Consider the following 21375-nt stretch of genomic DNA (forward strand, 5'->3'; position numbering starts at 1 on the left):
TGGCCACCGCTTTGAAGCAAAATTTGTAATGCAACGCCGAAAAGGCATGCTGCACTGCAATGATGCCGGCAACCTAAATCGATTTATTATTGTCTGCTCTTGACATTCCGGATGCGCCGGAGTGAAGATGAAAATCAGCCAAAGCGCTTTGGAACTCGCCGGAAAGCCGCGCGCCACGGGAACATCTGTGGACATGCCGGCGGGACGGGTTCAGGGTAGCGCCGGCCGGACGGAAGGGAGGTTCCGTCCGCTACCAAATCGGCAGGGAGGAAATCCGATGAGGAAAAGCTTGTTTGTTGGCGTCGCGCTGGCGGCGCTGGCGCTCGGCGGTCCGGCTTCGGCGGAGTTGAAGTTCGCACCGGGCGAGGATGCGCGCTTCACCTGGTCGAACTACGATGACCTGAAGAAGGTCGATCTCAAGGGCGAGACGTTGTCGATCTTCGGGCCGTGGCGCGGCGAGGACGAAGCGCTGGTGCGCAGCGTGCTCAACTATTTCTCCGAGGCCACGGGCGCGGCCATCAACTATTCATCGTCCGAGAATTACGAGCAGCAGATCGTCATCGACACGCAGGCCGGCAGCCCGCCCAACATCGCCATCCTGCCGCAGCCCGGCCTGCTGCAGGATCTGGCGTCCAAGGGCCTGCTGGTGCCGCTCGGCGAGGACGTCGCCACCTTCGTCAAGGACAATTACGGCGCCGGCCAGTCCTGGGTCGACCTCGGCACCTACAAGGACAAGGACGGCACGGCGAAGTTCTTCGCCTTCCCCTACAAGGCCGACCTGAAGTCGCTCGTCTGGTACGTACCGGAGAATTTCGAGGAAGCCGGCTACGAGGTACCCAAGACCTGGGAGGAGCTGCAGGCGCTGACCGACCAGATCGTCGAGGACGGCGGCGTGCCGTGGTGCATCGGGCTGGGCTCGGGCGGCGCCACGGGTTGGCCGGCGACCGACTGGGTCGAGGACATCATGCTGCGCACCGCCTCCCCGGACGTCTACGACAAGTGGACGAGGAACGAGATCCCGTTCAACGACCCGGCCGTGGTCAACGCGCTGCAGATCTTCGCCGACATCGCCACCAACGACAAATATGTCGACGGCGGCAAGGCGGCGGTTGCCGCCACCGACTTCCGCGACAGCCCAAAAGGCCTCTTCGGCATCCCGCCGAAGTGCTATCTGCATCGGCAGGCCTCGTTCATCTCCTCCTTCTTCCCCGAGGGCACCAAGCTCGGCGAGGATGCGGATTTCTTCTACCTGCCGCCGATGGCCTCCAAGCCGGACCTCGGCAACCCGGTGCTCGGCGCCGGCACGCTGGTCGCCATCACCAAGGATTCCAAGGCGGCGCGCGAGTTCATCAAGTTCCTCGAAATGCCGCTCGCGCATGAGATCTGGATGGCGCAGTCCGGCCTGCTGACGGCGCTGAAGACCGCCAACACCGAGGCTTATGCCAACGACCAGCTGAAGAAGCAGGGCGAAATCCTGGTCAACGCCTCGACCTTCCGCTTCGACGGTTCCGACCTGATGCCCGGCAAGATCGGCGCCGGCGCCTTCTGGACCGGCATGATCGACCTGGTCGGCGGCAAGCCGGCGGCGGATGTGGCGGGCGACATCCAGAAGAGCTGGGACGCGATCAAGTAAGGGCTCTCGGATTGAAGGGGTCAGCTTCGCCCGAGGTGTAAGGCGCTGCCCTTCCGGCATCCTCTCCCCGCAAGCAGGGAGAGGGACGAAGCTGGGCCGGTTTCGCCACCCCGTGACGTCGGAGGTTGGCGAAAGGGCCGATGAGGCGTCCCTCTCCTCGCCTGCGGGGAGAGGATGGCGGCAGCCAGGTGAGGGCCGGCGCCAACCAGTATCGGTAGTTCCAGCGTTTGAACGGTCTCTTGAACACGCGAGCAGAGCAAAGACATCGGTCCTCATAGAGGGGAGGAACCCATGGCTGGTCAGATATTCTCGGCCATTCTCGTCATCATCGTCGGCGTTGGCGGCTGCGTTGCCTATTTCTGGGGCGCCAACAAGACGCTCGACCTGGTCTTCCCGTCGCGCGGGGTGAGCGGCGGCACGGCGGTCGACAATCTGCGCCGGCAGGCGATGATCCGGCCCTGGCTGTTCATCGGCCCGGCCATGATCATCCTGATCGTCTACCTGATCTATCCGGTCGTGCAGACGCTCTATCTCTCCTTCCACGACCGGGCGGGGGAGAGCTTCGTCGGCCTCGGCAACTATGCCTGGGCTTTCGGTGATCGCGAGTTCCGCAATTCGATCCTCAACAACCTCTTGTGGCTGCTGGTGGTGCCGGCGGCCTGCACCTTCCTCGGCCTGATCATCGCGGTGCTGACCGACCGCATCTGGTGGGGCACCATCGCCAAGAGCCTGATCTTCCTGCCGCTCGCCATCTCCTTCGTCGGCGCCAGCGTCATCTGGAAGTTCATCTACGAGTTCCGTGGCGCGGACCAGGTGCAGATCGGCCTGCTCAACGCCGTCGTGCGGTTCTTCGGCGGCGATCCGCAGGTGTGGATATCGCTGCCCTTCTGGAACAACTTCTTCCTGATGGCCATCCTGATCTGGATTCAGACCGGCTTCGCCATGGTGATCCTGTCGGCGGCATTGCGCGGCATTCCCGACGAGACCATCGAGGCGGCGGTGATCGACGGCGCCTCGCCGTTCCAGATATTCTGGAAGATCATGGTGCCGCAGATCTGGGGCACGATCGCGGTGGTGTGGACCACCATCACCATCCTGGTGCTTAAGGTGTTCGACATCGTGCTGACCATGACCAACGGCCAGTGGAACAGCCAGGTGCTGGCCAATCTCATGTTCGACTGGATGTTCCGCGGCGGCGGCGATTTCGGCCGTGGCGCCACGATCGCCATCATCATCATGCTGGCGGTGCTGCCGATCATGGTCTGGAACATCCGCCAGGCCAACAAGGAAACGGGAGGACACTGAGATGGCGAAGGCCAGCGGAAAGTCCTTCCTCGGCCGCTTCGGCGTCCATATCGCGGTGCTGTTCTTCGTCGTGCTGTGGACGATCCCGACGCTCGGCATCCTGGTGTCGTCCCTGCGCGACAAGGACCAGATCATCGCCTCGGGATGGTGGAACTCGTTTGCCGGCTCGGTGCAGACGGAGAACGGCCGCCTGCCGCCGGCCTCGGCCCAGCAGGAGAAGGACGGCAAGTTCGTCATCGAGGGCAATCTGTTCGAGCAGCCCGGCGCCCGCGAGATCCGCGCCTTCGGAACGCGCGCCGTGGCTCCGACCGAATTCGAGGCCGGCACCGTCGCGGAGCTGAAGGACGGCGCGACGCTGCAGATCAATGCCGATGGCAGCTTCGTGCTCGCCTCGCCCACCGCCTTCGAGGGCGAGCGCGGCCAGCGCGTCTACTTCGCCGCCTCGGCGCCGGCACGCTTCACCACCGAGAATTACGAGGCGGTGCTGTTTTCGGAAGGCATTGGCCGCTCCTTCATCAACTCGTTGACGGTGACGATCCCGGCGACCGTCATCCCGATCATGATCGCCGCCTTCGCCGCCTATGCGCTCGCCTGGATGCGCTTCCCCGGCCGGGCGCTGATCATCGCCACCATCATCGGCCTGCTGGTGGTGCCGCTGCAGATGGCGCTGATCCCGCTGCTGCAGCTCTACAACGGCGTCGCCCTGTTCTTCGGCGTGCCGTCGAAAACCTATCTCGGCATTTGGCTGGCGCATACGGGCTTCGGCCTGCCCTTCGCCATCTACCTGCTCAGGAGCTACATGGCCGGCCTGCCCCGCGAGCTGATGGAATCGGCGCGTATCGACGGCGCCAGCGATTTCGAGATATTCGTCAAGATCGTGCTGCCGCTGTCCTTCCCGGTGCTCGCGTCCTTCGCCATCTTCCAGTTCCTGTGGGTATGGAACGATCTGCTGGTGGCGATGGTTTTCCTCGGCTCGGGCGCCGACCAGCTGGTGCTCACCGGCAAGCTCAATGCGCTGCTCGGCTCACGTGGCGGCGACTGGGAGATCCTCACGACCTCGGCCTTCGTCACAATCATCGTGCCGCTGATCGTGTTCTTCTCGCTGCAGCGCTACTTCGTCCGCGGCCTGCTCGCGGGCTCCGTCAAAGGAGGTTGATCTGATGCAATCGGCGGCACGCAGGATGGCAGTTCCGGAACCGGCGCCCGATCGCGACTGGTGGCGCGGCGCGGTAATCTACCAGATCTATCCGCGCAGCTACCAGGATTCGAACGGCGACGGCATTGGCGACCTCAAGGGTATCATCAAGCGCCTGCCCTACATCGCCGGGCTCGGCGCCGACGCGATCTGGATCTCGCCCTTCTGCAAGTCGCCGATGAAGGATTTCGGCTACGACGTCTCCGACTACCGGGACGTCGACCCGATGTTCGGCACGCTTGCGGATTTCGATGCGCTGGTCGCCGAGGCGCACCGGCTCGGCCTCAAGGTGATGATGGACGAGGTGATCTCGCACACCTCCGACGAGCATCCCTGGTTCAAGGAGAGCCGGTCGAGCCGCACCAATCCCAAGGCCGACTGGTATGTCTGGGCCGACGCAAAACCGGACGGCACGCCGCCCACCAACTGGCTGTCGATCTTCGGCGGCTCGGCCTGGCAGTGGGACACCCGCCGCCAGCAGTATTTCCTGCACAACTTCCTGGCCGAGCAGCCGGATCTCAACTTCCACAACCGGGCGGTCCAGGACGAGCTGCTCGACATCACCCGCTTCTGGCTGGAGCGGGGGGTCGACGGGTTCCGCCTCGACACCATCAATTTCTACTTCCACAGCCAGGGGCTGGAGGACAACCCGCCGCTGGCGCCGGAGCTGCGCAACGACCAGACCGCGCCGGCCGTCAACCCCTACAACTATCAGGACCACATCTACGACAAGAGCCGGCCGGAGAATGTCGAGTTCCTGCGCCGCTTCCGCGCCCTGCTCGACGAGTATCCGGCGGCCGCCGCGGTCGGGGAGGTCGGCGATTCGCAGCGCGGCCTGCAGGTGGTGGCCGACTACACCGGCGGCGGCGATCGCGTGCAGATGTGCTACGCCTTCGATTTCCTGGCGCCGGAGAAGATCAGTGCCGCCAAGGTGAAGACCGTGCTGGAGGATTTCGGCCGGGTCGCCACCGACGGCTGGTCCTGCTGGGCGTTCTCCAACCACGACGTGAAGCGCCATGCCTCGCGCTGGGGCGAGGGCGAGGCCGACCGCGCCGCCTATCTCAAGGTGATCTCGGCGCTGCTGATGTCGCTGCGCGGCTCGGTGTGCATCTACCAGGGAGAGGAGCTGGGGCTGACCGAGGCGGATCTTGCCTTCGAGGACCTGCAGGATCCCTACGGCATCCGCTTCTGGCCGGAATTCAAGGGCCGCGACGGCTGCCGCACGCCGATGGTGTGGGAATCGAAGGCCGCCAGTGGCGGGTTCTCGACCGCAAAACCCTGGCTGCCGGTGCCGGCCGAGCATCTTAGGCTCGCCGTCGACAGCCAGGAAGGCGATGCCTCGTCGCTGCTCGAGCACTACCGCCGATTCCTCGCCTTCCGCAAGAACCATGCGGCCTTCGCCAAGGGCGAGATCGCCTTCCTCGCCGCCGAGGGCGACGCGGTCGCCTTCACCCGCCGCTACGGCAACGAGGAGATCGTCTGCGCCTTCAATCTCGGATCGAAGCCGGCGACGATCGAGCTCGGGCAACGCGCGGCGCATGCGCTGACGGGACACGGTTTTTCGGGAACGCTCGACGGCGGCACGATCCGCCTCGGCAGCTATCAAGCATGGTTCGGCCGCATGGCCTGACACGCTGCGACAAAGGGAGGACAACAATGGCCGATCTCACCCTCAGGAACGTCAAGAAGGCGTATGGCAGCCTGTACACGCTGCACGGCATCGACCTCGACATCCAGTCGGGCGAGTTCATCGTCTTCGTCGGGCCTTCGGGCTGCGGAAAATCGACGCTGCTGCGCACCATCGCCGGTCTGGAGGAGATCACCTCCGGTGAACTGCAGATCGCCGGCGAGGTGGTCAACGACGTGCCGCCGTCCAAGCGCGGCATCGCCATGGTGTTCCAGTCCTATGCGCTCTATCCGCATATGACGGTCTACGACAACATGGCCTTCTCCATGCGCATCGCCCGCGAGAGCAAGGAGGAGATCGACAAGCGCGTGAAGAACGCCGCCGAGATCCTGCAGCTGACCAAGCTGCTAGACCGCCTGCCCAAGGCGATGTCGGGCGGCCAGCGCCAGCGCGTCGCCATCGGCCGCGCCATCGTGCGCAATCCGAAGGTGTTTTTGTTCGACGAGCCGCTATCGAACCTCGACGCCGCCCTGCGTGTCGCCACCCGCATCGAGATCGCCAAGCTCAAGGAATCGATGCCCAACACCACCATGATCTACGTCACCCACGACCAGGTCGAGGCGATGACGCTGGCCGACCGTATCGTCGTGCTCAAGGACGGCCGCATCGAGCAGGTCGGCACGCCAATGGAGCTCTACAAGCATCCAGGCAATCTGTTCGTCGCCCAGTTCATCGGCTCGCCGGCCATGAACATCCTGCCGGGCACGATCGACAGGCCGGGCATGCGGACCGAGGTCGACGTGTCCGGCCGCAAGATCGCGGTGCCGGTCTCCACGTCGGGTGCCTCCGCCGGCAGCGCCATCAGCTTCGGCGTGCGGCCGGAAGACCTCTCCGTCGCGACCGGCGACAACGTCCTGTTCGAGGGTGCGGTCGACTATGTCGAGCAGCTCGGCGAGGTGCAGCTGGTCTATGTCGACGTCGGCCGCTCGAACCAGCCGGTCGTGGCGAAGCTGCCGGGCAACGCCGGCATCCAGCGCGGCTCGACGATCCGGCTTGCCGCCGATCCGGGCGACCTGCATATCTTCGACGACAACGGCCTTTCGTTCGCGCGACCGCGCGAGGAGGCGAAGGCAGCCTGACCCCTCCTCCCGTCTGGCGCCTTTGTGCGGCGGGCTCCCGAGAGGGGGCCCGCCTGCTTTATGCGGCGCTCGCCTCGGCCTGCATGGCGGAGGCGGAGATCCCGTCGACCAGGAAGACCTCGGTAGCGCCGCCCCGTCCACGCAGCTTGTGCCTGCCGGCGGGGACCGTCTCGAAACGTTCGTCGAGGCGGGCGGCGGTTTCCGCGGAAATGAGGATGGCGGTGGCGGCGTCGGGAGCGAGCGTCTTGCCCAGCTCCTGCAGCCTCTGGCTGACATTCACCGTGTCGCCGACGATCGTGTAGTTGACGCGGTCGGACGCGCCGATGTTGCCGACGATGACAGGCCCGCTGTGGATGCCGATGCGCACCCGGAGCGTCGGCCGGCCGGCATCGGCGGCGGCCAGGTTGTCGGCGTCCAGCTCCTCGCGGATCCTGACGGCCGCGCGAACCGCGGCGGCGGCATGGCCCTTCAGGTGATCCGGCGCGCCGAAGAAGGCCATCATGCCGTCGCCGAGGAACTTGTCGACCGTGCCGCCCTCGGCATCGACCACGCGGCACAGGATGGCGAAGTGATGGTTGAGCAGCCGCGCGGCGTCGGCCGCTCCCATCTGCTCCGACAGGGCGGTGAAGCCGGATATGTCGGTGAACATGACCGTGACGATCGCCTCGCGCGATTCGGCGACGCCGATCTCGCCGGTGCGCACCAGCTTCGCCACCAGCGAGCGCGGGATATAGGTCGAAAAGGCGCGCAGCCCGATCAGCATGGCGTTGAAGGCGGAAGCCTGGTCGTCGAGCTCGAGCACGCGGCTGCGCGGCAGCGGGGTCACGCCGTCGAGCTCGAAGTCGGCGACGCGCTGCGCCTGGCTGGCGATCGCCTGGACCGGGCGGGACAGGCGCCTGCCGAGCAGGATGGCGACGATGACCGCGGCGGCCATCGCCGCGAGGCCGAGCAGGGCCGACATGAAGACGCGTTCGATCTCGTCGGCGATGTCGCCGCTGGCGAAATAGGCGCCGATCGTCCAGGGCCGGTCGCCGTAGCCGGCGATCTTGCGGGTGATGGTGATGTAGGTCGCCTGGTCCTCCCACCAGTGCGACGAGCCGCTTGCGCCGCCGATATTGACCTCGGCAAGCTCGACGTCGCGGGTGCGCCGGGCATCGAACTGATCCTCCACCTTGCGCGTGGCATAGGCGGCGAGCACCGGATCGCCGAAGGCGGCAAGCGGCGTGAGCGGGGCGATGCCGCTCTTCAGCGCATCGGGATCGGCAAGGCGCTCGTCGGCAAGCACGCGGTCGTCGCCGTCGAGAATGAAGGCGTGGGTGCCGAAGCGCGTCGAGAGCTGCCGCGTGATCTCGGACAGCTTGTGCAGTTCCACCGCCGCGATCGCCCAGCCTTGCGTCGCCCCGCCCCGCTTCAACGGGGCCGAGACCTGGGCGAACAGGCCGTGCTCGTTGGTCACGAACGCGCCCCATCGGCGGCCATCGACCCGGCGCCGCTGTTCCAGGACCGCCATGGTCTGCGGCAGCTTTTCCGCCTCGACGGGCAGCCGGCGAATCGCGTGGGAGCCCTCGTCCCGGGTGCGCGCGACGCCGCGGCAGACCATGTCGGGCGTGCAGATGAGCATGGCGGTCGCTTCGCTGGTGGCCGAAAGAGCCCCGGCCAGTGCCGACGACATGGCGTCGGCGTCGTCGATCTGGAATTCGCCCTGCGCATACAGCCCGGCGATGCCGTCGACCGCGCGCTCGGCCTGCTGCATCTGCGCACGCAGCGAATCCTCCATCGCGTCGACCAGCAGCGTCGACTGCGCGCCCAGCAGATCGAAGGTGTTGCGGAAGTTGGCGCCTACGGACAGCGCCAGCACGCCGCCGACCGACAGCAAAACCAGCGTTCCGAAGCTGAGCGCCATGATGACGGCGATCGGAACGCGCCGCCGCTTCTCGACGGGGCGCGGCAGGCGCGCCGGCTCTCTCGACGAATCCATGCCCGTCAATGTGGCCAACGGCCGGTAAAATGCAAGCGGGGCGCGTCGCCGCTCAGGCGGGAGGCTCGGCGGCAAGCCGCCGCTCGGCGCGTGCGATGCGCAGGCGCGACCACAGGAACGCCGCCAGGAAGCCGATGGACATCAACAGCACGATGGTGGGCGCCGGCGCGGAGTTGAGGAAGAAGCTGAGATAGACGCCGAAGAACGAGGCCACCACCCCGACCGCCACCGACACAGCCAGCATGCGCTCGAAGCGGGTCGTCAGCAGGAAGGCGATGGCACCCGGTGCGATCAGCATGGCGATGGCGAGGATGATGCCCACCGCCTTGAGCGCGCCGACGATGGTGAGCGACAGCACCGACAGCAGCCCGTAATGCAGCAGCCGCACCGGCAGGCCGATGGCGCGCGCATGCTGCGGGTCGAAGGCGTTGAGCAGGAGATCGCGGCGGAATACCAGCACCAGCCCGGCCGACACCGCGGCGATCACGCCGCTTTCCAGCACGTCGCCCCAGGACACGCCGAGCATGTCGCCGAACAGGATGTGGTCGAGATGCACGGACGACTGGATCTTGGTGTAGAGCACGATGCCCAGCCCGAACATGCCGGAGAACACGATGCCCATGACCGTGTCCTCCTTGACCCGGCTGTTCTCCTTGAGGAAGCCGGTGGCGAGCGCGCAGACCATGCCGGCGGCGAAAGCGCCGATGGCGAGCGGGATACCGGCGATGTAGGCGAGCACGACGCCGGGCAGTACCGCGTGGCTGATGGCGTCGCCCATCAGCGACCAGCCCTTGAGCACGAGGAAGCAGGACAGCAGCGCCATGGGTATGGCGACCAGCAGGGCGATGATGAAAGCCTGCTGCATGAAGCCGAAGGCGAAAGGCTGGAGGAGGAGATCGGTCATGCCGCGTCCTCCTTCAGCGCTTCCCGTGCCCGCCGGCGGGCCGCCAGCATGCCGTGCTTGGGTGCGAGGAAGAAGGCGGCGAGGAAGATCAGCGTCTGCGCCACCACGATGATGCCGCCGGTGGCGCCGTCGAGGAAATAGCTGGCATAGGCGCCGAAGAAGCTGGTGCCGGCGCCGATGGCGACGCTGAGCGCGATGAGCCGCGGAAAGCGGTCGGTCAAGAGATAGGCGGTGGCGCCGGGCGTCACCACCATGGCGATCACCAGGAAGGCGCCGACCGTCTGCAGGGCGGCGACCGTGCAGGCCGACAGCAGCGTGAAGAACACGATCTTCAGCAGGTCGGGGTTGAGACCGACCGAGCGCGCATGGTTCTCGTCGAAGAAAACGACCATGAGATCCTTCCATTTGGCGAGCAGCACGGCGAGCGAGATGCCGCCGATCAGCACGAGCTGCAGCGTGTCGGCCGGCGTCACGGCGAGGATGTTGCCGAGCACGATGGTCTGGATGTTCACCGAGGTCGGCGACAGCGACACCATGAACAGGCCGAGGCCGAAGAAGGAGGTGAAGATCAGGCCGATGATGGCGTCTTCCTTGAGCTTTGTGCGCTGGTTGAGGAAGAGCATCGCCCCCGCCGCAAGCCCGCCCGACAGGAAGGCGCCGAGCGAGAACGGCAGGCCGAGCATGTAGGCGCCGGCCACTCCCGGCACGATCGAATGCGAGAGCGCGTCGCCGATCAGCGACCAGCCCTTCAGCATCAGATAGGCGGAGAGAAAGGCGCAGACGCCGCCGACCAGAGCCGACACCCACATGGCGTTGACCATGTAGCCATAGGCGAACGGCTCCAGGAGCGTGGCGATCACCGGCCGGACTCCCCGGCGTCCGGCTCGTCACGCGGATCGGCGCCGCGGTCGTAGATGACGAAGGGACGCTCGTCGTCGGTGAGCACGGTGACCGTGCGCGGGTCGGCGTCGTCGTGCAGTTCGGCGCCGCCCAGCGTGAACTGCCGCAGCACGCCGCCGAAGGCCTTTTCGAGGTTGGCGTGGGTGAACACCTCCGCGGTCGGCCCGTAGCATAGCACGGTGCGGTTGATCAGCACGGCGCGGTCGCAGAAGCGCGGTACGCTGCCGAGATTGTGGGTAGAGACCAGCATCACCCGGCCCTCGTCGCGAAGCGACTGCAGGAGCGCGATGATCGCCTCCTCGGTGCGCACGTCGACGCCGGTGAACGGCTCGTCGAGCAGGATGATCTTTCCGTCCTGCGCCAGGGCGCGGGCGAGGAAGACGCGCTTCTTCTGGCCGCCGGACAGCTCACCGATCTGCCGCTTGCGGAAATCCGCCATGCCGACGCGCTTCAGGGCGGCGTCCACCGCCTCATGGTCGGCGGGGCGCGGCATGCGCAGGAAATTCATGTGGCCGTAGCGGCCCATCATGACGACGTCCTCGACAAGAACCGGGAAGTTCCAGTCGACGTCCTCGCTCTGCGGCACATAGGCGACGGCGTTCTTGCGCAATGCCTCGGCCGCCGGCTCGCCGAGGATCGTCACCCGTCCCGCCGCCAGCGGAACGAACCCCATGATCGACTTGAACAGCGTCGACTTGCCGCTGCCGTTGATTCCGACCATGGCGGTGATGGTTCCGCGCGGTATCGCGAAACTCGCATTGCGTATCGCGGTGTGGCCGTTGCGGTAGGTGACGGTGACGTTCTCGACCGAGAGGCCGTCGGCGTCGGTGGCTGGCGCGCGCCGCGCGCTGGCTAGGGGAGCATTCATTGCGACAAGGCTTTGGCGATGGTTTCCGTGGTGACGCGCATCATGTCGAGATAGGTCGGCACCGGCCCGTCGGCCTCGCTCAGGGAATCGACATAGAGCACGCCGCCATATTTTGCACCGGTCTCGCGCGCCACCTGCTCGGCCGGGTCGGGCGACACGGTGCTTTCGGAGAACACCGCCGGGATGTGGTTTGCCCTGACCGCGTCGATGACCTTGCGCACCTGCTGCGGCGTGCCCTGCTGGTCGGCGTTGATCGGCCAGAGGTATAGCTCCTTCAGGCCGAAGTCGCGCGCCAGATAGGAGAAGGCGCCCTCGCTGGTGACCAGCCAGCGCCGCTCCTCGGGCACCGCGGCCAGTGCCGTGCGGGCCGGCTCGACCGTCGCCCTGATCTTATCGACATAGGCCTTGGCGTTGGCCGCATAGACGTCGGCGTTTTCCGGATCGCGCTCGGCGAAGGCCTTCCGTATGTTCTCGACATAGATCACCGCGCCTTCCGGCGACATCCAGGCATGCGGGTTGGGCTTGCCCGTGTACGGCCCCTCGGCGATGCTCATAGGTTCGATGCCCTCGGTCAGCACCGCGCTCGGCACGTCGTCCAGATTGCCGAAGAACTTTTCGAACCAGAGTTCGAGGTTGAGGCCGTTCCACAGGATAAGGTCGGCCTTCTGCGCGGCGATGAGGTCGCCAGGGGTCGGCTGATAGTTGTGGATCTCGGCGCCCGGCTTGGTGATCGAGACGACCTCGGCGGCATCGCCCGCGACGTTGCGCGCGATGTCGGCGATGACGGTGAACGTCGTGGCCACCAGCATCTTCTCGCCGCGGCTCTCCGCCTTGCCCTCGTCGGCTGGGGAGCAGGCGGCGAGCGCCGGCAAGGCGAGGAAAGCGGCAAGCAGCGTACGGCGGCGCATGGAATCTCCTTCGGTGACGCGGCCTGTGCCGCCCTCCCTGCATAGCTAGCGACCCGCTGGCGCCATGTCAATGCAATTGCAAATCGTTTGCAAAAGGAGAGATAGGAAAGCGGGCGGGCGGGGTTGCAGCGACATGCCAAGCTTGACAATCCCGAGCCGCTTTTGTCTTCTTTCGGGGCGCTGCGGCAGGGCGCATCGGCTTCAGCCGGCTGGGCAATGCCCGCCTCCGAGTGACCGGAGGATTTCATGCCGAATCTCGAGAATCTCAGAAAACAGGCCAAGCAGTATGTGCGCTGGCATCGGGACCGCTATTTTCCCGTCGCCGCGACAATCAGCCATTGGCTGCCGCGTTTCGCCGGGCTGGGCGACCGCGCGGTGCTCGATGCCGAGTTCAAGCTCGCCGACGCGCAGGAACTGGTGGCGCGCAAGCAAGGCTTCGAGAGCTGGGCGGCACTGAAAGAAGGAGCCGCCATCACGGACGCGCGGGCAATGGAGCCAGGATCGCGGCCGGTGCTGCTGGCCGCCGAGCCGCAGCTTTTCACGTCGGATATGGAAGCTGCCATCGGCTTCTACGTCCAGAAACTCGGCTTCGAGGTCGCTTTCTCCTACGGCAACCCGCCCTTCTATGCGCAGGTGTTCCGCGATGGGGCGCGGCTCAACCTGCGGCGTGTTCGAGGGCGGGTGTTCGACGAGAGCCTTCGCGACCGCGAGGCCGACGCCCTGTCCGCGACCATCGCGGTGGATGACGCCAAGGCGCTGTTCCTCGAATACCAGGACGCCGGCGTCCGCCTCCACCAGGCGCTCCGGAAGGAGCCGTGGGGAGCTTCGACGTTCATCGTCGCCGACCTGGACGGAAACCTCGTCTGCTTCGCGGGGTAGCGCGGCGCGGCACCCTGTTCGCCGCTTGCGAAAATCGCCCATGGCGACGCCGGCGACCTGTGGCTTTCGGACCGTTTTCTTTGCAACTGGTTGTCATCTGGCGCATAGTCGCGGCATGGTGAAGCACAAGACGATCAAGCCGGACTACGAGAAGGCGCTGCGCAAGGCGGGCGTGCGGATCACACGGCCGCGCAAGGTGATTCTCGGCATCCTGTCGGCGACGGACGACCACCCCGACGCGCTGGAGATCTTTCGGCGCTCCGTCGCGATCGACCCGGGCATCTCGCTGTCGACGGTCTACCGGACGATGAAGCTGCTGGAGGAGATGGGAGCGATCCATCGCCACGCCTTCGAGGGCGGCCCGTCGCGCTTCGAGCGGGCCGGCGGCGAGCATCACGACCATCTCATCGACATCGAGACCGGCGACGTCATCGAGTTCACGTCCGACCGCATCGAGCAATTGCAGGACGAGATCGCCAAGAAGCTCGGCTACGACATCGTCCATCATCGCTTCGAGCTGTACGGCCGCAAGCGGCGGGCGTGACGCGGCCGACATCTGCGAACCGCCGACTCAGCGACTCGACCCGCCGCTGAAGGCCATGCGGAGCCCGAGCAGGATGACGAAACCGCCGGCGATCCGCTGCTGCCACAGTCCCACGCGGGGCCGCCGCATGATCCATGCGCCGAGCGTGCCGGCGGCAATGGCGTAGCTTCCAAGAACCAGCAGGCCGGTGACCTTCTGGGTGACGCCGAGCAGCAGCAATTGCAGCGTGACGGAGCCGCGGGCGGGATCGACGAACTGGGGGAGAAAGGCGATCATGAAGGTGATCGGCCACGGGTTCACCAGATTGGCGATCATGCCTTCACGGGCGGCGGCAAGCGGCTTTGCGACAGGGCGTGCCGGCGCTGCGTCCGGAGGCGGCGACAGCAGCAGCCGCGTGCCGAGCCAGACGAGATAGAGCGCTCCGGCCGATTGCAGCAGGCCCAGCATCCATGGATACGCCCGCACCAGCGACGCCACGCCGAGCGCGACAAGCGGCAACTGGACCATGCCGGCGCCCACGGTCATCCCGAGCACCGTGAACAAGGCGATCCTGCGTCCCTGCCCGATGCCCCGCGCCATGACCAGCATGCTGTCGGGACCGGGCGGCAATTGCAGCAGAATGACGGTTCCGCAAAACGCCGCCCACAAAGCCGGATTCATGGAACGCTCCTTTCGGAACAGCGCTCCAGGTGACGGTGCGCCCGGATACGTCAGGTAGAATTCGGGCCTGACATGTCAACGCCGGGCGCCGCCGCTCGCCTCGAATACGTTCGCCGGTTGACGAAGCCGCCGCCCGGCGCCAAAACAGCGCCGCGGCGAGAGGCCGATGGATGAAGCAGCGGGAAAGACGATGGAAAAAGCCGAAATCGGCCTGATCGGCCTTGGCGTGATGGGATCGAACCTGGCGCTGAACATCGCCGAGAAGGGCCACCGCATCGCCGTCTTCAACCGCACCACCGCGCGCCCCCATGAATTCGCCGCCGAGGCCGGCCCGCTGTCGGACATGATCGTGCCCTGCGACAGCATAGAGGCGCTGGCCGAGGCGATCCAGCCGCCGCGCCCGGTGATCATCATGACGCAGGCCGGCAAGCCGGTCGACGAGCAGATCGCGCTGCTGCGCGGCGTCCTGTCGGAGAACGACATCGTCATCGACGCCGGCAACGCCAATTTCCACGATACGATGCGCCGCTTCCACGAGCTGGAGGGCACCGGCCTGACCTTCATCGGCATGGGCGTCTCCGGCGGCGAGGAGGGCGCACGCCACGGCCCGTCGATCATGGTCGGCGGCACCGAGGACTCCTACAAGCGCATCGAGAAGGTGCTGCTCGACATCTCGGCGAAGTATCAGGACGAGCCCTGCGCCGCCTGGCTCGGTCCGAACGGCGCCGGGCATTTCGTCAAGACCGTCCATAACGGCATCGAATATGCCGACATGCAGATGATCGCCGAGATCTACGGCGCGCTGCGCGACGGCCTCGGCATGGCGCCGAAGGAGATCGGCAAGATTTTTGCCGGATGGAATGAAGGCCGGCTGAACTCCTACCTGATCGAGATCACCGCGGCGGTGCTCGCCGCCGACGACGAGAAGACCGGCAAGCCGATCGTCGAGGTGATCCTCGACCGCGCCGGCCAGAAGGGCACCGGAAAATGGTCGGTGATCGAGGCGCAGACGCTCGGCGTGCCGGCCACCGCCATCGAGGCCGCGGTGGCGGCGCGTGTGCTCTCCTCCTTGAAGGACGAGCGGCTGGCGGCGGAGGACGTCTACGGCGCCCGGCCGGCCGGGGGGTTCGGCGGCGACCGGGAGAAATTGCTCGCCGACCTGGAGCTGGCGCTGTTTGCCGGCAAGATCGCCGCCTATGCGCAGGGATTTGCGGTGATGGACGCCGCCTCGCGCGAATTCTCCTGGAACATCCCGCTGCCGATGGTGGCAAAGATCTGGCGGGCCGGCTGCATCATCCGCTCGCAGTTCCTGGGCACGCTGGCCGAGGCGTTTTCGGCCGGCAAGGTCGCCAACCTGCTGATGGCGCCGGCCTTCGTGACGATGATGCGGGAGGCGCATCCCGCGCTGCGCCGCATCGTCGCCCAGGCGGCGGAAGCCGGCCTGCCGGTCCCGGCCCTGTCGTCCGCGCTTGCCTATTTCGACAGCTACCGGCAGGGCCGCGGCACCTCCAACCTGATCCAGGCGCAGCGCGACTTCTTCGGCGCGCACGGCTTCGAGCGGATCGACGAGCCCGGTGCGCATCACGGCCCGTGGGGGCTGTGAAGCCTTTCTCGTTCCAGGCTCGATATACGGCACCCAGCCCTGGGGAGGCGGGCGGCATGCATCGGAACCGGAAATTCCCTGGTACGGTCCGCGGCGATGGCGCTGCTTCAGCGGGAGGCACCCGCGATCCGCTCGTAGATCGGCCGGGACACGGTCATGCCGTCGCGCTCCGCGGCCTGCCGCGCCCGCGCCTTGGCCGGACCGGGGATGTGGACGCCGTAGTCGGCGGACAGACGGTCGAGCTGCGCGGCAAGCCGCCGGGAAAAATCCGGATCGAGCAAGGCCGGAGCGATCGCCAGCACGAACAAGCCGCTTCCGGGATTTTCGCTGCCCTCCGAGATCGAGTGCGCATCGAGCGACCAGTTTGCGCCCGACAGGCCGGCCGCCAGCACCTCCACCATCAGCGCGATGTTGGCGCCGCGCACCCCGCCGAAGGCGAGCAGCGCGCCCTTCATCGCCTCGTTCGGGTCGGTCGTCGGACTGCCCTCGGCGTCCACGGCCCAGCCCTCGGGAATCGGGCGCCCTTCGCGTGCGGCCTGGCGGATGTTGACGAAGGCGGTGGCGCTGGAGGACTGGTCGATCAGCAGCGGCGGGCCGTCCTCGACCGGCGCGGCGAAGGCCAGCGGATTGGTGCAATAGACCGGCTTCGTGCCGCCGGAGCCGGCGATCAGCGCCGGGCCGTTGGTGGCGGCAAGGCCGACGAGGCCGGCTTCCGCCAGACGCGCCGCGAACTGGCCGAGCGCGCCGCAGGTGTAGGCGTTTTTCTGCACGAACAGCGCCAACCCGAAATTGCGGGCGGTGGCGACGAGGTCGTCGAAGGCGCGGTCGAAGCCGGGATGCGCCGCGCCGCCTCGGGCGTCGGACAGGATGAGTGCCGGGGCCGGCCGGGTGATCGCGGGTTCCGCCCGGCCGTCGATGCGGCCGTCGCGCAGTGAATCGAGATAATCGATGTAATGCGCGAGACCGACCGCCGGCTGCCCCTCCGCCTCGGCGCGCACCGCGGCTTCGGCGATCGAGCGGGCCAACTCGGCACTTGCGCCGAGACGCGTGGCTGCCGTCTCGCACAGTGAGAGGGCGTCGCCGAGGGGGAGGGTAACAGTGTCGCTCATGGTGTCGTTATCCCGGGCGCGCCGGAATCCGCGCCTCCAGTTTTCGGAACAGGAAGACCAGAATGGCCGTGATCGTCATGTAGACCAGCGCCAGCAGCAGCAGGGGCTCGTAGACGATGAAGGTTTCCTGCCGCACCCGCGAACTGACCGAAAAGATGTCGACCATCGTGATGGTCGCGACCAGCGGCGTGGCCTTCAGTTGCAGCACGGTCTCGCCGGCGAGCGTCGGCAGCGCGCGATAGGTAGCCTGCGGCAGCCAAACGCGGCGCAGAATCTTCCAGCGGCTCATGCCGAAGGCGCGCGCCGCCTCGAGCTGTCCACGCGGCACGCCGGCGAAGGCACCGCGCATCACCTCGCCCTCGTAGCCGGCATAGGACAGCGTGAGAGCGAGAACGCCGTATGGCCATGCCTGGCGCAGATACGGCCAGAGGAAGGATTCGCGGATCCAGGGAAATTGCGGGAACAGCGCACCGAGGCCGAAATAAAGCAGCCAGAGCTGCAGCAGCAACGGCGTGCCGCGGATGATCGTGCAGAAGGTTCTTGCCGGCACCGCCAGCCAGATCGGGCCGGTGACCTGCACCAGCCCCAGCGGCACCGCGAGCATGAAGCCGAGAACGACGCTGACGACCAGCAGCCAGATCGTGCGCCATATGCCCTGGACGGCGAGCCAGGCATAGTTCGGTATCCAGTCCCAGCGCATGAAGACGGCCGCGCAGACGACGATCGCCAGGGCGATGGCGATCAGCACGATGCGGTGCGGCTGCAGCCAGCCGAGCACCCGCTGGCGGGTGGTGACGTTGACGACGAGCGCGCTCACCGGCCGCTCCCCGCGAAGGACGGCATGCCGCGGCGCGTCCGGCGTTCGGCGCGGGCGAGGATGACCTGGGAAAGCAGGGTCACGACCAGGTAGATGCCGCCGGCGGCCAGGAAGAAGGTGAAATAGGCTTTCGTGGCGCCCGCCGCCTGCCGCGTCGCCTGGGTCAGCTCGCTAAAACCGACGATGGCGAGCAGCGCCGTGTCCTTAGTGGCGATCAGCCAGAGATTGGCCAGGCCGGGGATGGCGAAGGGCACCATGGCGGGCAGGGTGATGCGCCTCATCAGCGTCCAGGGCGACATGCCGTAGGCGCGCCCGGCCTCAATCTGGCCCTGCGGAATGGCAAGGATGGCGCCGCGCAGCACCTCGGTCGAATAGGCTCCCTGCACGATGGCGAGCACGCCGATGCCGGCGGCCAGGCCGCTTATGTCGACCGGCGGATAGCCAAGCATGTCCATCAGCCGGTTGATCAGGTCGGTGCCGGCGTAATAGAGCAGCAGGATCAGCACCAGTTCCGGCACGGCGCGCACCAGCGTGGTGTAGACCTCGAGCAGGTCGCGCGTGACCGGGCCGCCATATAGCTTGCCGAAGGCGCCGGCGATGCCGATCAGCAGGCCGATGCCGAAGGCGCCTGCGGCGATGATCAGCGAGTTGACGAGGCCGCGCAGCAGCACCGCGCCCCAGCCGGGCGGACTGTACGACAGCAGCTCGAGGGAACTCGCTCCGAAAAGGTGCAGCAGGTCTATGGGCCCGTCCCCCGCATGACACTGTCAAAAACGGCGAGCCGGCTCGCCGCCCAGGCACTCCGCCCTGCCCATAAGGGATGGGCAGGGCGGAGTTCGATCAGTTCGTCTGGCCTTCGGCGCCGTAGACGTCGAAGTCGAAATACTTCTTGGTGATCTCGGCATATTTGCCGTTGTCGCGGATCGCCTTGATGCCGGCGTTGAGCTTGTCCTTGAGTGCGGCATCGTCCTTGCGCACGCCGGCGCCGACGCCGGGGCCGAGCACCTCGTCGTCCGGCGCGACATAGCCCTTCATGTCGCAGCAGGCCTTGCCGGCATCCGACTTGAGAAACGCGTCGAGGGCGATCGAATCGGCCTGGGTCGCGTCGATGCGGCCGGCGGTGAGATCCTGGTTGGCCTCGTCCTGGGTCTGGTATTCCTTGATCTCGGCGGCCTCGGTGAAGTGCTTCTTGGCGTAGGCGGCGTGAACGGTGGACACCTGCACGCCGATGATCTTGCCCTTGAGGCCTTCCGGCGTCGCATCGAACTTCGCGTCCTTCGAGCCGATGACGGCCGTCGGCGTGTTGTAGTACTTGTCCGAGAAGTCGATCGTCTTCTTGCGCTCGTCGGTGATCGACATCGAGTTCATGATCGCGTCGATCTTCTTGGTGCCGAGCGCCGGGATGAGGCCGTCCCACGGGATCGGCGTCAGCACGCAGTCGAGCTTCTGCTCGGCGCAGATGGCGTTGATGATCTCGACCTCCCAGCCGCCCCAGCTGCCGGAGGCATCCTGCGACCAGAACGGCGGATAGGCTTCGGGCGAGAAGCCGATCTTGACCTGCTCGGCCTGGGCGGCACCTGCGCCGAGCGCGAGGCCGACGGCCACGGCAAGACCTGCCAACAGTTTCTTCATGACGATATCTCCCATTCTTGTTTTCTCTGACCCCCTTCTCCGCGGCTCAATGGATGTTGCGGAGAAACTGCTTCAGGCGCTCGGACTTCGGCGCGCCGAAAATCTGCTCGGGCGGACCTTCCTCCTCGACCAGCCCGTTATAGAGATAGACCACGTGGGTCGCCACGCGACGCGCGAACTTCATCTCGTGGGTGACCAGCACCATGGTGCGGCCCTCCTGCGCCAGGTCGGCGATGACCTTCAGGACCTCGCCGACGAGCTCGGGATCGAGCGCCGAGGTCGGCTCGTCGAACAGCATGACGCGCGGCTGGATGGCGAGCGCGCGGGCGATGGCGCCACGCTGCTGCTGGCCACCCGACATGAAGGCCGGATAGACGTTGCGTTTGTCCGCCAGACCGACGCGTTCCAGCAGCTTTTCGGCAACCGCGACCGCTTCGTCGCGCCCGACGCCGAGAACGTGGATCGGCACTTCGATCACGTTCTCCAGCAGGGTCATATGGCTCCACAGGTTGAAGCTCTGGAACACCATGCCGAGGCGCGAGCGGATTCTTTCGATCTGCCGCCGGTCGGCGGGCACCGAGCCGCCATGGCCGTCGGGCTTCAGCCTGATCTCCTCGCCGTTGACGCGGATCAGGCCGCTGCTCGGATTCTCCAGGCAGTTGATGCATCTGAGCAGCGTCGACTTGCCCGAGCCGCTGCCGCCGATGATGGCGACCACCTCGCCGTCGCGCGCCGACAGCGAGACGCCCTTCAGCACGTGAAGGTTGCCAAAACTCTTGTGCAGGTTCTCGATGTGGATGGCTTCGGCGGCAGCCTTGCCGCCGGTTTCGATCGACGCGTCGCTCTTCGTCGCGGTCATGAACGACCGCCCCCATACGCTACCATCAAACGCCGGTGCACTTTTACGCAACCTCGGCCTTGTTCCCCGCCGCAGAATGGACTTTCCGCATCGCCTGCGTCAACCCGCCATCGCCGAGCGGTGAACCGGCGTGTCGAGCCTCGCCACGCTGCCTTGCGGCCCTGGCCACTGAAGAAGTCGGGAAGACGGGCGGCCGCGGGGTCGCTCATCTAAATTTTATATGCGACCTTTCGGCCGCCCGTCCGGTGCTTCTTCGCCGCTTCATTTCCGGGTCATGGGATCGTACTCGCTACTCCGGCTTAAGTGACGCCGGCGATATCCCGCTCATGACGGCTCCTGAGGCCATACCGGAGCCCCGTCCCGCTCAAAGGCGGGATCGTTGGAAACTCTGAAGCAGCGCCGGCTCTCGCGGCCACGTTAGCCGCTACCTTCCGGACACCGGCCCCTCCCCGCAGACCACCGTCATGATCGGCGTTCCCGCAGGAGGGACTGGGTGAAACCATAAAGGAGGCGGAGGGGATGGGGATAAAGTGGAGCGGGATTTCCGTGACGAAGGCGATAATCCATTGGAAAGTCTGGGCAATATATCTGACTGCGCGATTTTTCATCCCCCTCGGTGCGCCTGGACGGCCATCGAGCAGGTGCCAGGCGCCGTCGAGGATCCAGCCGCAACGCCGGGCGCCCCGCGGTCAACAGGGTTGCATATGCAGAAAACCGCCCCGTTTGGCCGATTTCGCCCTGGGAGCGCATGGTCAGGCTCCATCTTGCAATCGCGGATGCCGCGAACGCCAAGGCGAATGCCGGTGCTGGCCCTT

General features: G+C 66.4%; 19 protein-coding genes. 8 read left to right on the plus strand and 11 right to left on the minus strand.

Features of this window, described 5'->3' with window-relative positions; all coding sequences use genetic code 11:
- The first annotated feature begins 277 nt into the window (after positions 1 to 277).
- The 5 genes from C7I84_RS20430 to C7I84_RS20450 all read left to right on the plus strand — a co-directional run bounded on the left by C7I84_RS20430 (position 278) and on the right by C7I84_RS20450 (position 6899).
- On the plus strand, positions 278 to 1633 hold the full coding sequence (locus C7I84_RS20430; protein WP_106774067.1) for an ABC transporter substrate-binding protein: 1356 nt from the start codon (positions 278 to 280) through the stop codon (positions 1631 to 1633).
- Positions 1634 to 1924: 291 nt separating this feature from the next.
- Positions 1925 to 2938 (plus strand): carbohydrate ABC transporter permease, encoded by a 1014-nt coding sequence (locus C7I84_RS20435; RefSeq protein ID WP_106774068.1) that lies wholly within the window; start codon positions 1925 to 1927, stop codon positions 2936 to 2938.
- A gap of 1 nt (position 2939) precedes the next feature.
- Positions 2940 to 4094, plus strand: a complete 1155-nt coding sequence (locus tag C7I84_RS20440; protein ID WP_106774069.1) for a carbohydrate ABC transporter permease — start codon at positions 2940 to 2942, stop codon at positions 4092 to 4094.
- 25 nt (positions 4095 to 4119) lie between these two features.
- Positions 4120 to 5763 (plus strand): beta-galactosidase BglA, encoded by a 1644-nt coding sequence (gene bglA / locus C7I84_RS20445; protein ID WP_425351368.1) that lies wholly within the window; start codon positions 4120 to 4122, stop codon positions 5761 to 5763.
- A gap of 26 nt (positions 5764 to 5789) precedes the next feature.
- A complete protein-coding gene (locus tag C7I84_RS20450) occupies positions 5790 to 6899 on the plus strand; it encodes an ABC transporter ATP-binding protein (protein WP_106774071.1) in 1110 nt (369 codons plus the stop codon).
- Between the two features lie 58 nt (positions 6900 to 6957).
- Here the strand turns inward: C7I84_RS20450 and C7I84_RS20455 are convergent, their stop codons facing one another.
- From C7I84_RS20455 to C7I84_RS20475, 5 genes are read right to left on the minus strand one after another with little or no spacing between them, the layout of a single operon-like run.
- A complete protein-coding gene (locus C7I84_RS20455; RefSeq protein WP_245428518.1) occupies positions 6958 to 8877 on the minus strand; it encodes an adenylate/guanylate cyclase domain-containing protein in 1920 nt (639 codons plus the stop codon).
- A gap of 52 nt (positions 8878 to 8929) precedes the next feature.
- Positions 8930 to 9781, minus strand: coding sequence for a metal ABC transporter permease (locus C7I84_RS20460; RefSeq protein WP_106774073.1), 852 nt, complete (start codon positions 9779 to 9781; stop codon positions 8930 to 8932).
- Positions 9778 to 10641 (minus strand): metal ABC transporter permease, encoded by an 864-nt coding sequence (locus C7I84_RS20465; RefSeq protein ID WP_106774074.1) that lies wholly within the window; start codon positions 10639 to 10641, stop codon positions 9778 to 9780. Before C7I84_RS20465 ends, C7I84_RS20460 begins: the two co-directional genes overlap by 4 nt.
- Complete coding sequence (locus C7I84_RS20470; protein ID WP_106774075.1) at positions 10638 to 11549, minus strand: manganese/iron ABC transporter ATP-binding protein; 912 nt, start codon at positions 11547 to 11549, stop codon at positions 10638 to 10640. Before C7I84_RS20470 ends, C7I84_RS20465 begins: the two co-directional genes overlap by 4 nt.
- Positions 11546 to 12457: a metal ABC transporter substrate-binding protein gene (locus C7I84_RS20475; protein ID WP_106774076.1), complete on the minus strand. Its 912-nt coding sequence runs from the start codon at positions 12455 to 12457 to the stop codon at positions 11546 to 11548. Before C7I84_RS20475 ends, C7I84_RS20470 begins: the two co-directional genes overlap by 4 nt.
- A gap of 246 nt (positions 12458 to 12703) precedes the next feature.
- On the opposite strand from C7I84_RS20475, the gene C7I84_RS20480 reads away from it, so the two are divergent.
- Together C7I84_RS20480 and C7I84_RS20485 are read left to right on the plus strand one after the other, a co-directional pair.
- Positions 12704 to 13336: a bleomycin resistance protein gene (locus C7I84_RS20480; RefSeq protein ID WP_106774077.1), complete on the plus strand. Its 633-nt coding sequence runs from the start codon at positions 12704 to 12706 to the stop codon at positions 13334 to 13336.
- Positions 13337 to 13451: 115 nt separating this feature from the next.
- Positions 13452 to 13880 (plus strand): Fur family transcriptional regulator, encoded by a 429-nt coding sequence (locus C7I84_RS20485; RefSeq protein ID WP_106774078.1) that lies wholly within the window; start codon positions 13452 to 13454, stop codon positions 13878 to 13880.
- Between the two features lie 27 nt (positions 13881 to 13907).
- Here the strand turns inward: C7I84_RS20485 and C7I84_RS20490 are convergent, their stop codons facing one another.
- Entirely contained in the window at positions 13908 to 14540 is a 633-nt protein-coding gene (locus C7I84_RS20490) for a LysE family translocator (RefSeq protein ID WP_106774079.1), read from the minus strand.
- 190 nt (positions 14541 to 14730) lie between these two features.
- On the opposite strand from C7I84_RS20490, the gene gndA reads away from it, so the two are divergent.
- A complete protein-coding gene (gene gndA, locus C7I84_RS20495) occupies positions 14731 to 16143 on the plus strand; it encodes an NADP-dependent phosphogluconate dehydrogenase (protein ID WP_106774080.1) in 1413 nt (470 codons plus the stop codon).
- A gap of 107 nt (positions 16144 to 16250) precedes the next feature.
- Here gndA and C7I84_RS20500 read toward each other — a convergent pair whose 3' ends face one another.
- The 5 genes from C7I84_RS20500 to C7I84_RS20520 all read right to left on the minus strand — a co-directional run bounded on the left by C7I84_RS20500 (position 16251) and on the right by C7I84_RS20520 (position 20560).
- On the minus strand, positions 16251 to 17252 hold the full coding sequence (locus tag C7I84_RS20500) for an Ldh family oxidoreductase (protein ID WP_106774081.1): 1002 nt from the start codon (positions 17250 to 17252) through the stop codon (positions 16251 to 16253).
- 7 nt (positions 17253 to 17259) lie between these two features.
- A complete protein-coding gene (locus C7I84_RS20505; protein ID WP_106774082.1) occupies positions 17260 to 18069 on the minus strand; it encodes an ABC transporter permease in 810 nt (269 codons plus the stop codon).
- The gene (locus C7I84_RS20510; protein ID WP_106774114.1) at positions 18066 to 18734 is read right to left on the minus strand and encodes an ABC transporter permease; all 669 of its coding nucleotides are present in this window, start codon (positions 18732 to 18734) and stop codon (positions 18066 to 18068) included. Before C7I84_RS20510 ends, C7I84_RS20505 begins: the two co-directional genes overlap by 4 nt.
- Before the next feature lie 175 nt (positions 18735 to 18909).
- Entirely contained in the window at positions 18910 to 19701 is a 792-nt protein-coding gene (locus C7I84_RS20515) for a transporter substrate-binding domain-containing protein (protein WP_106774115.1), read from the minus strand.
- A 46-nt stretch (positions 19702 to 19747) separates the two neighbouring features.
- Positions 19748 to 20560, minus strand: coding sequence for an ABC transporter ATP-binding protein (locus tag C7I84_RS20520; RefSeq protein WP_106774083.1), 813 nt, complete (start codon positions 20558 to 20560; stop codon positions 19748 to 19750).
- Positions 20561 to 21375 lie beyond the last annotated feature (815 nt).

This window comes from Kumtagia ephedrae (assembly GCF_003012745.1).
Lineage (GTDB): Bacteria > Pseudomonadota > Alphaproteobacteria > Rhizobiales > Rhizobiaceae > Kumtagia > Kumtagia ephedrae.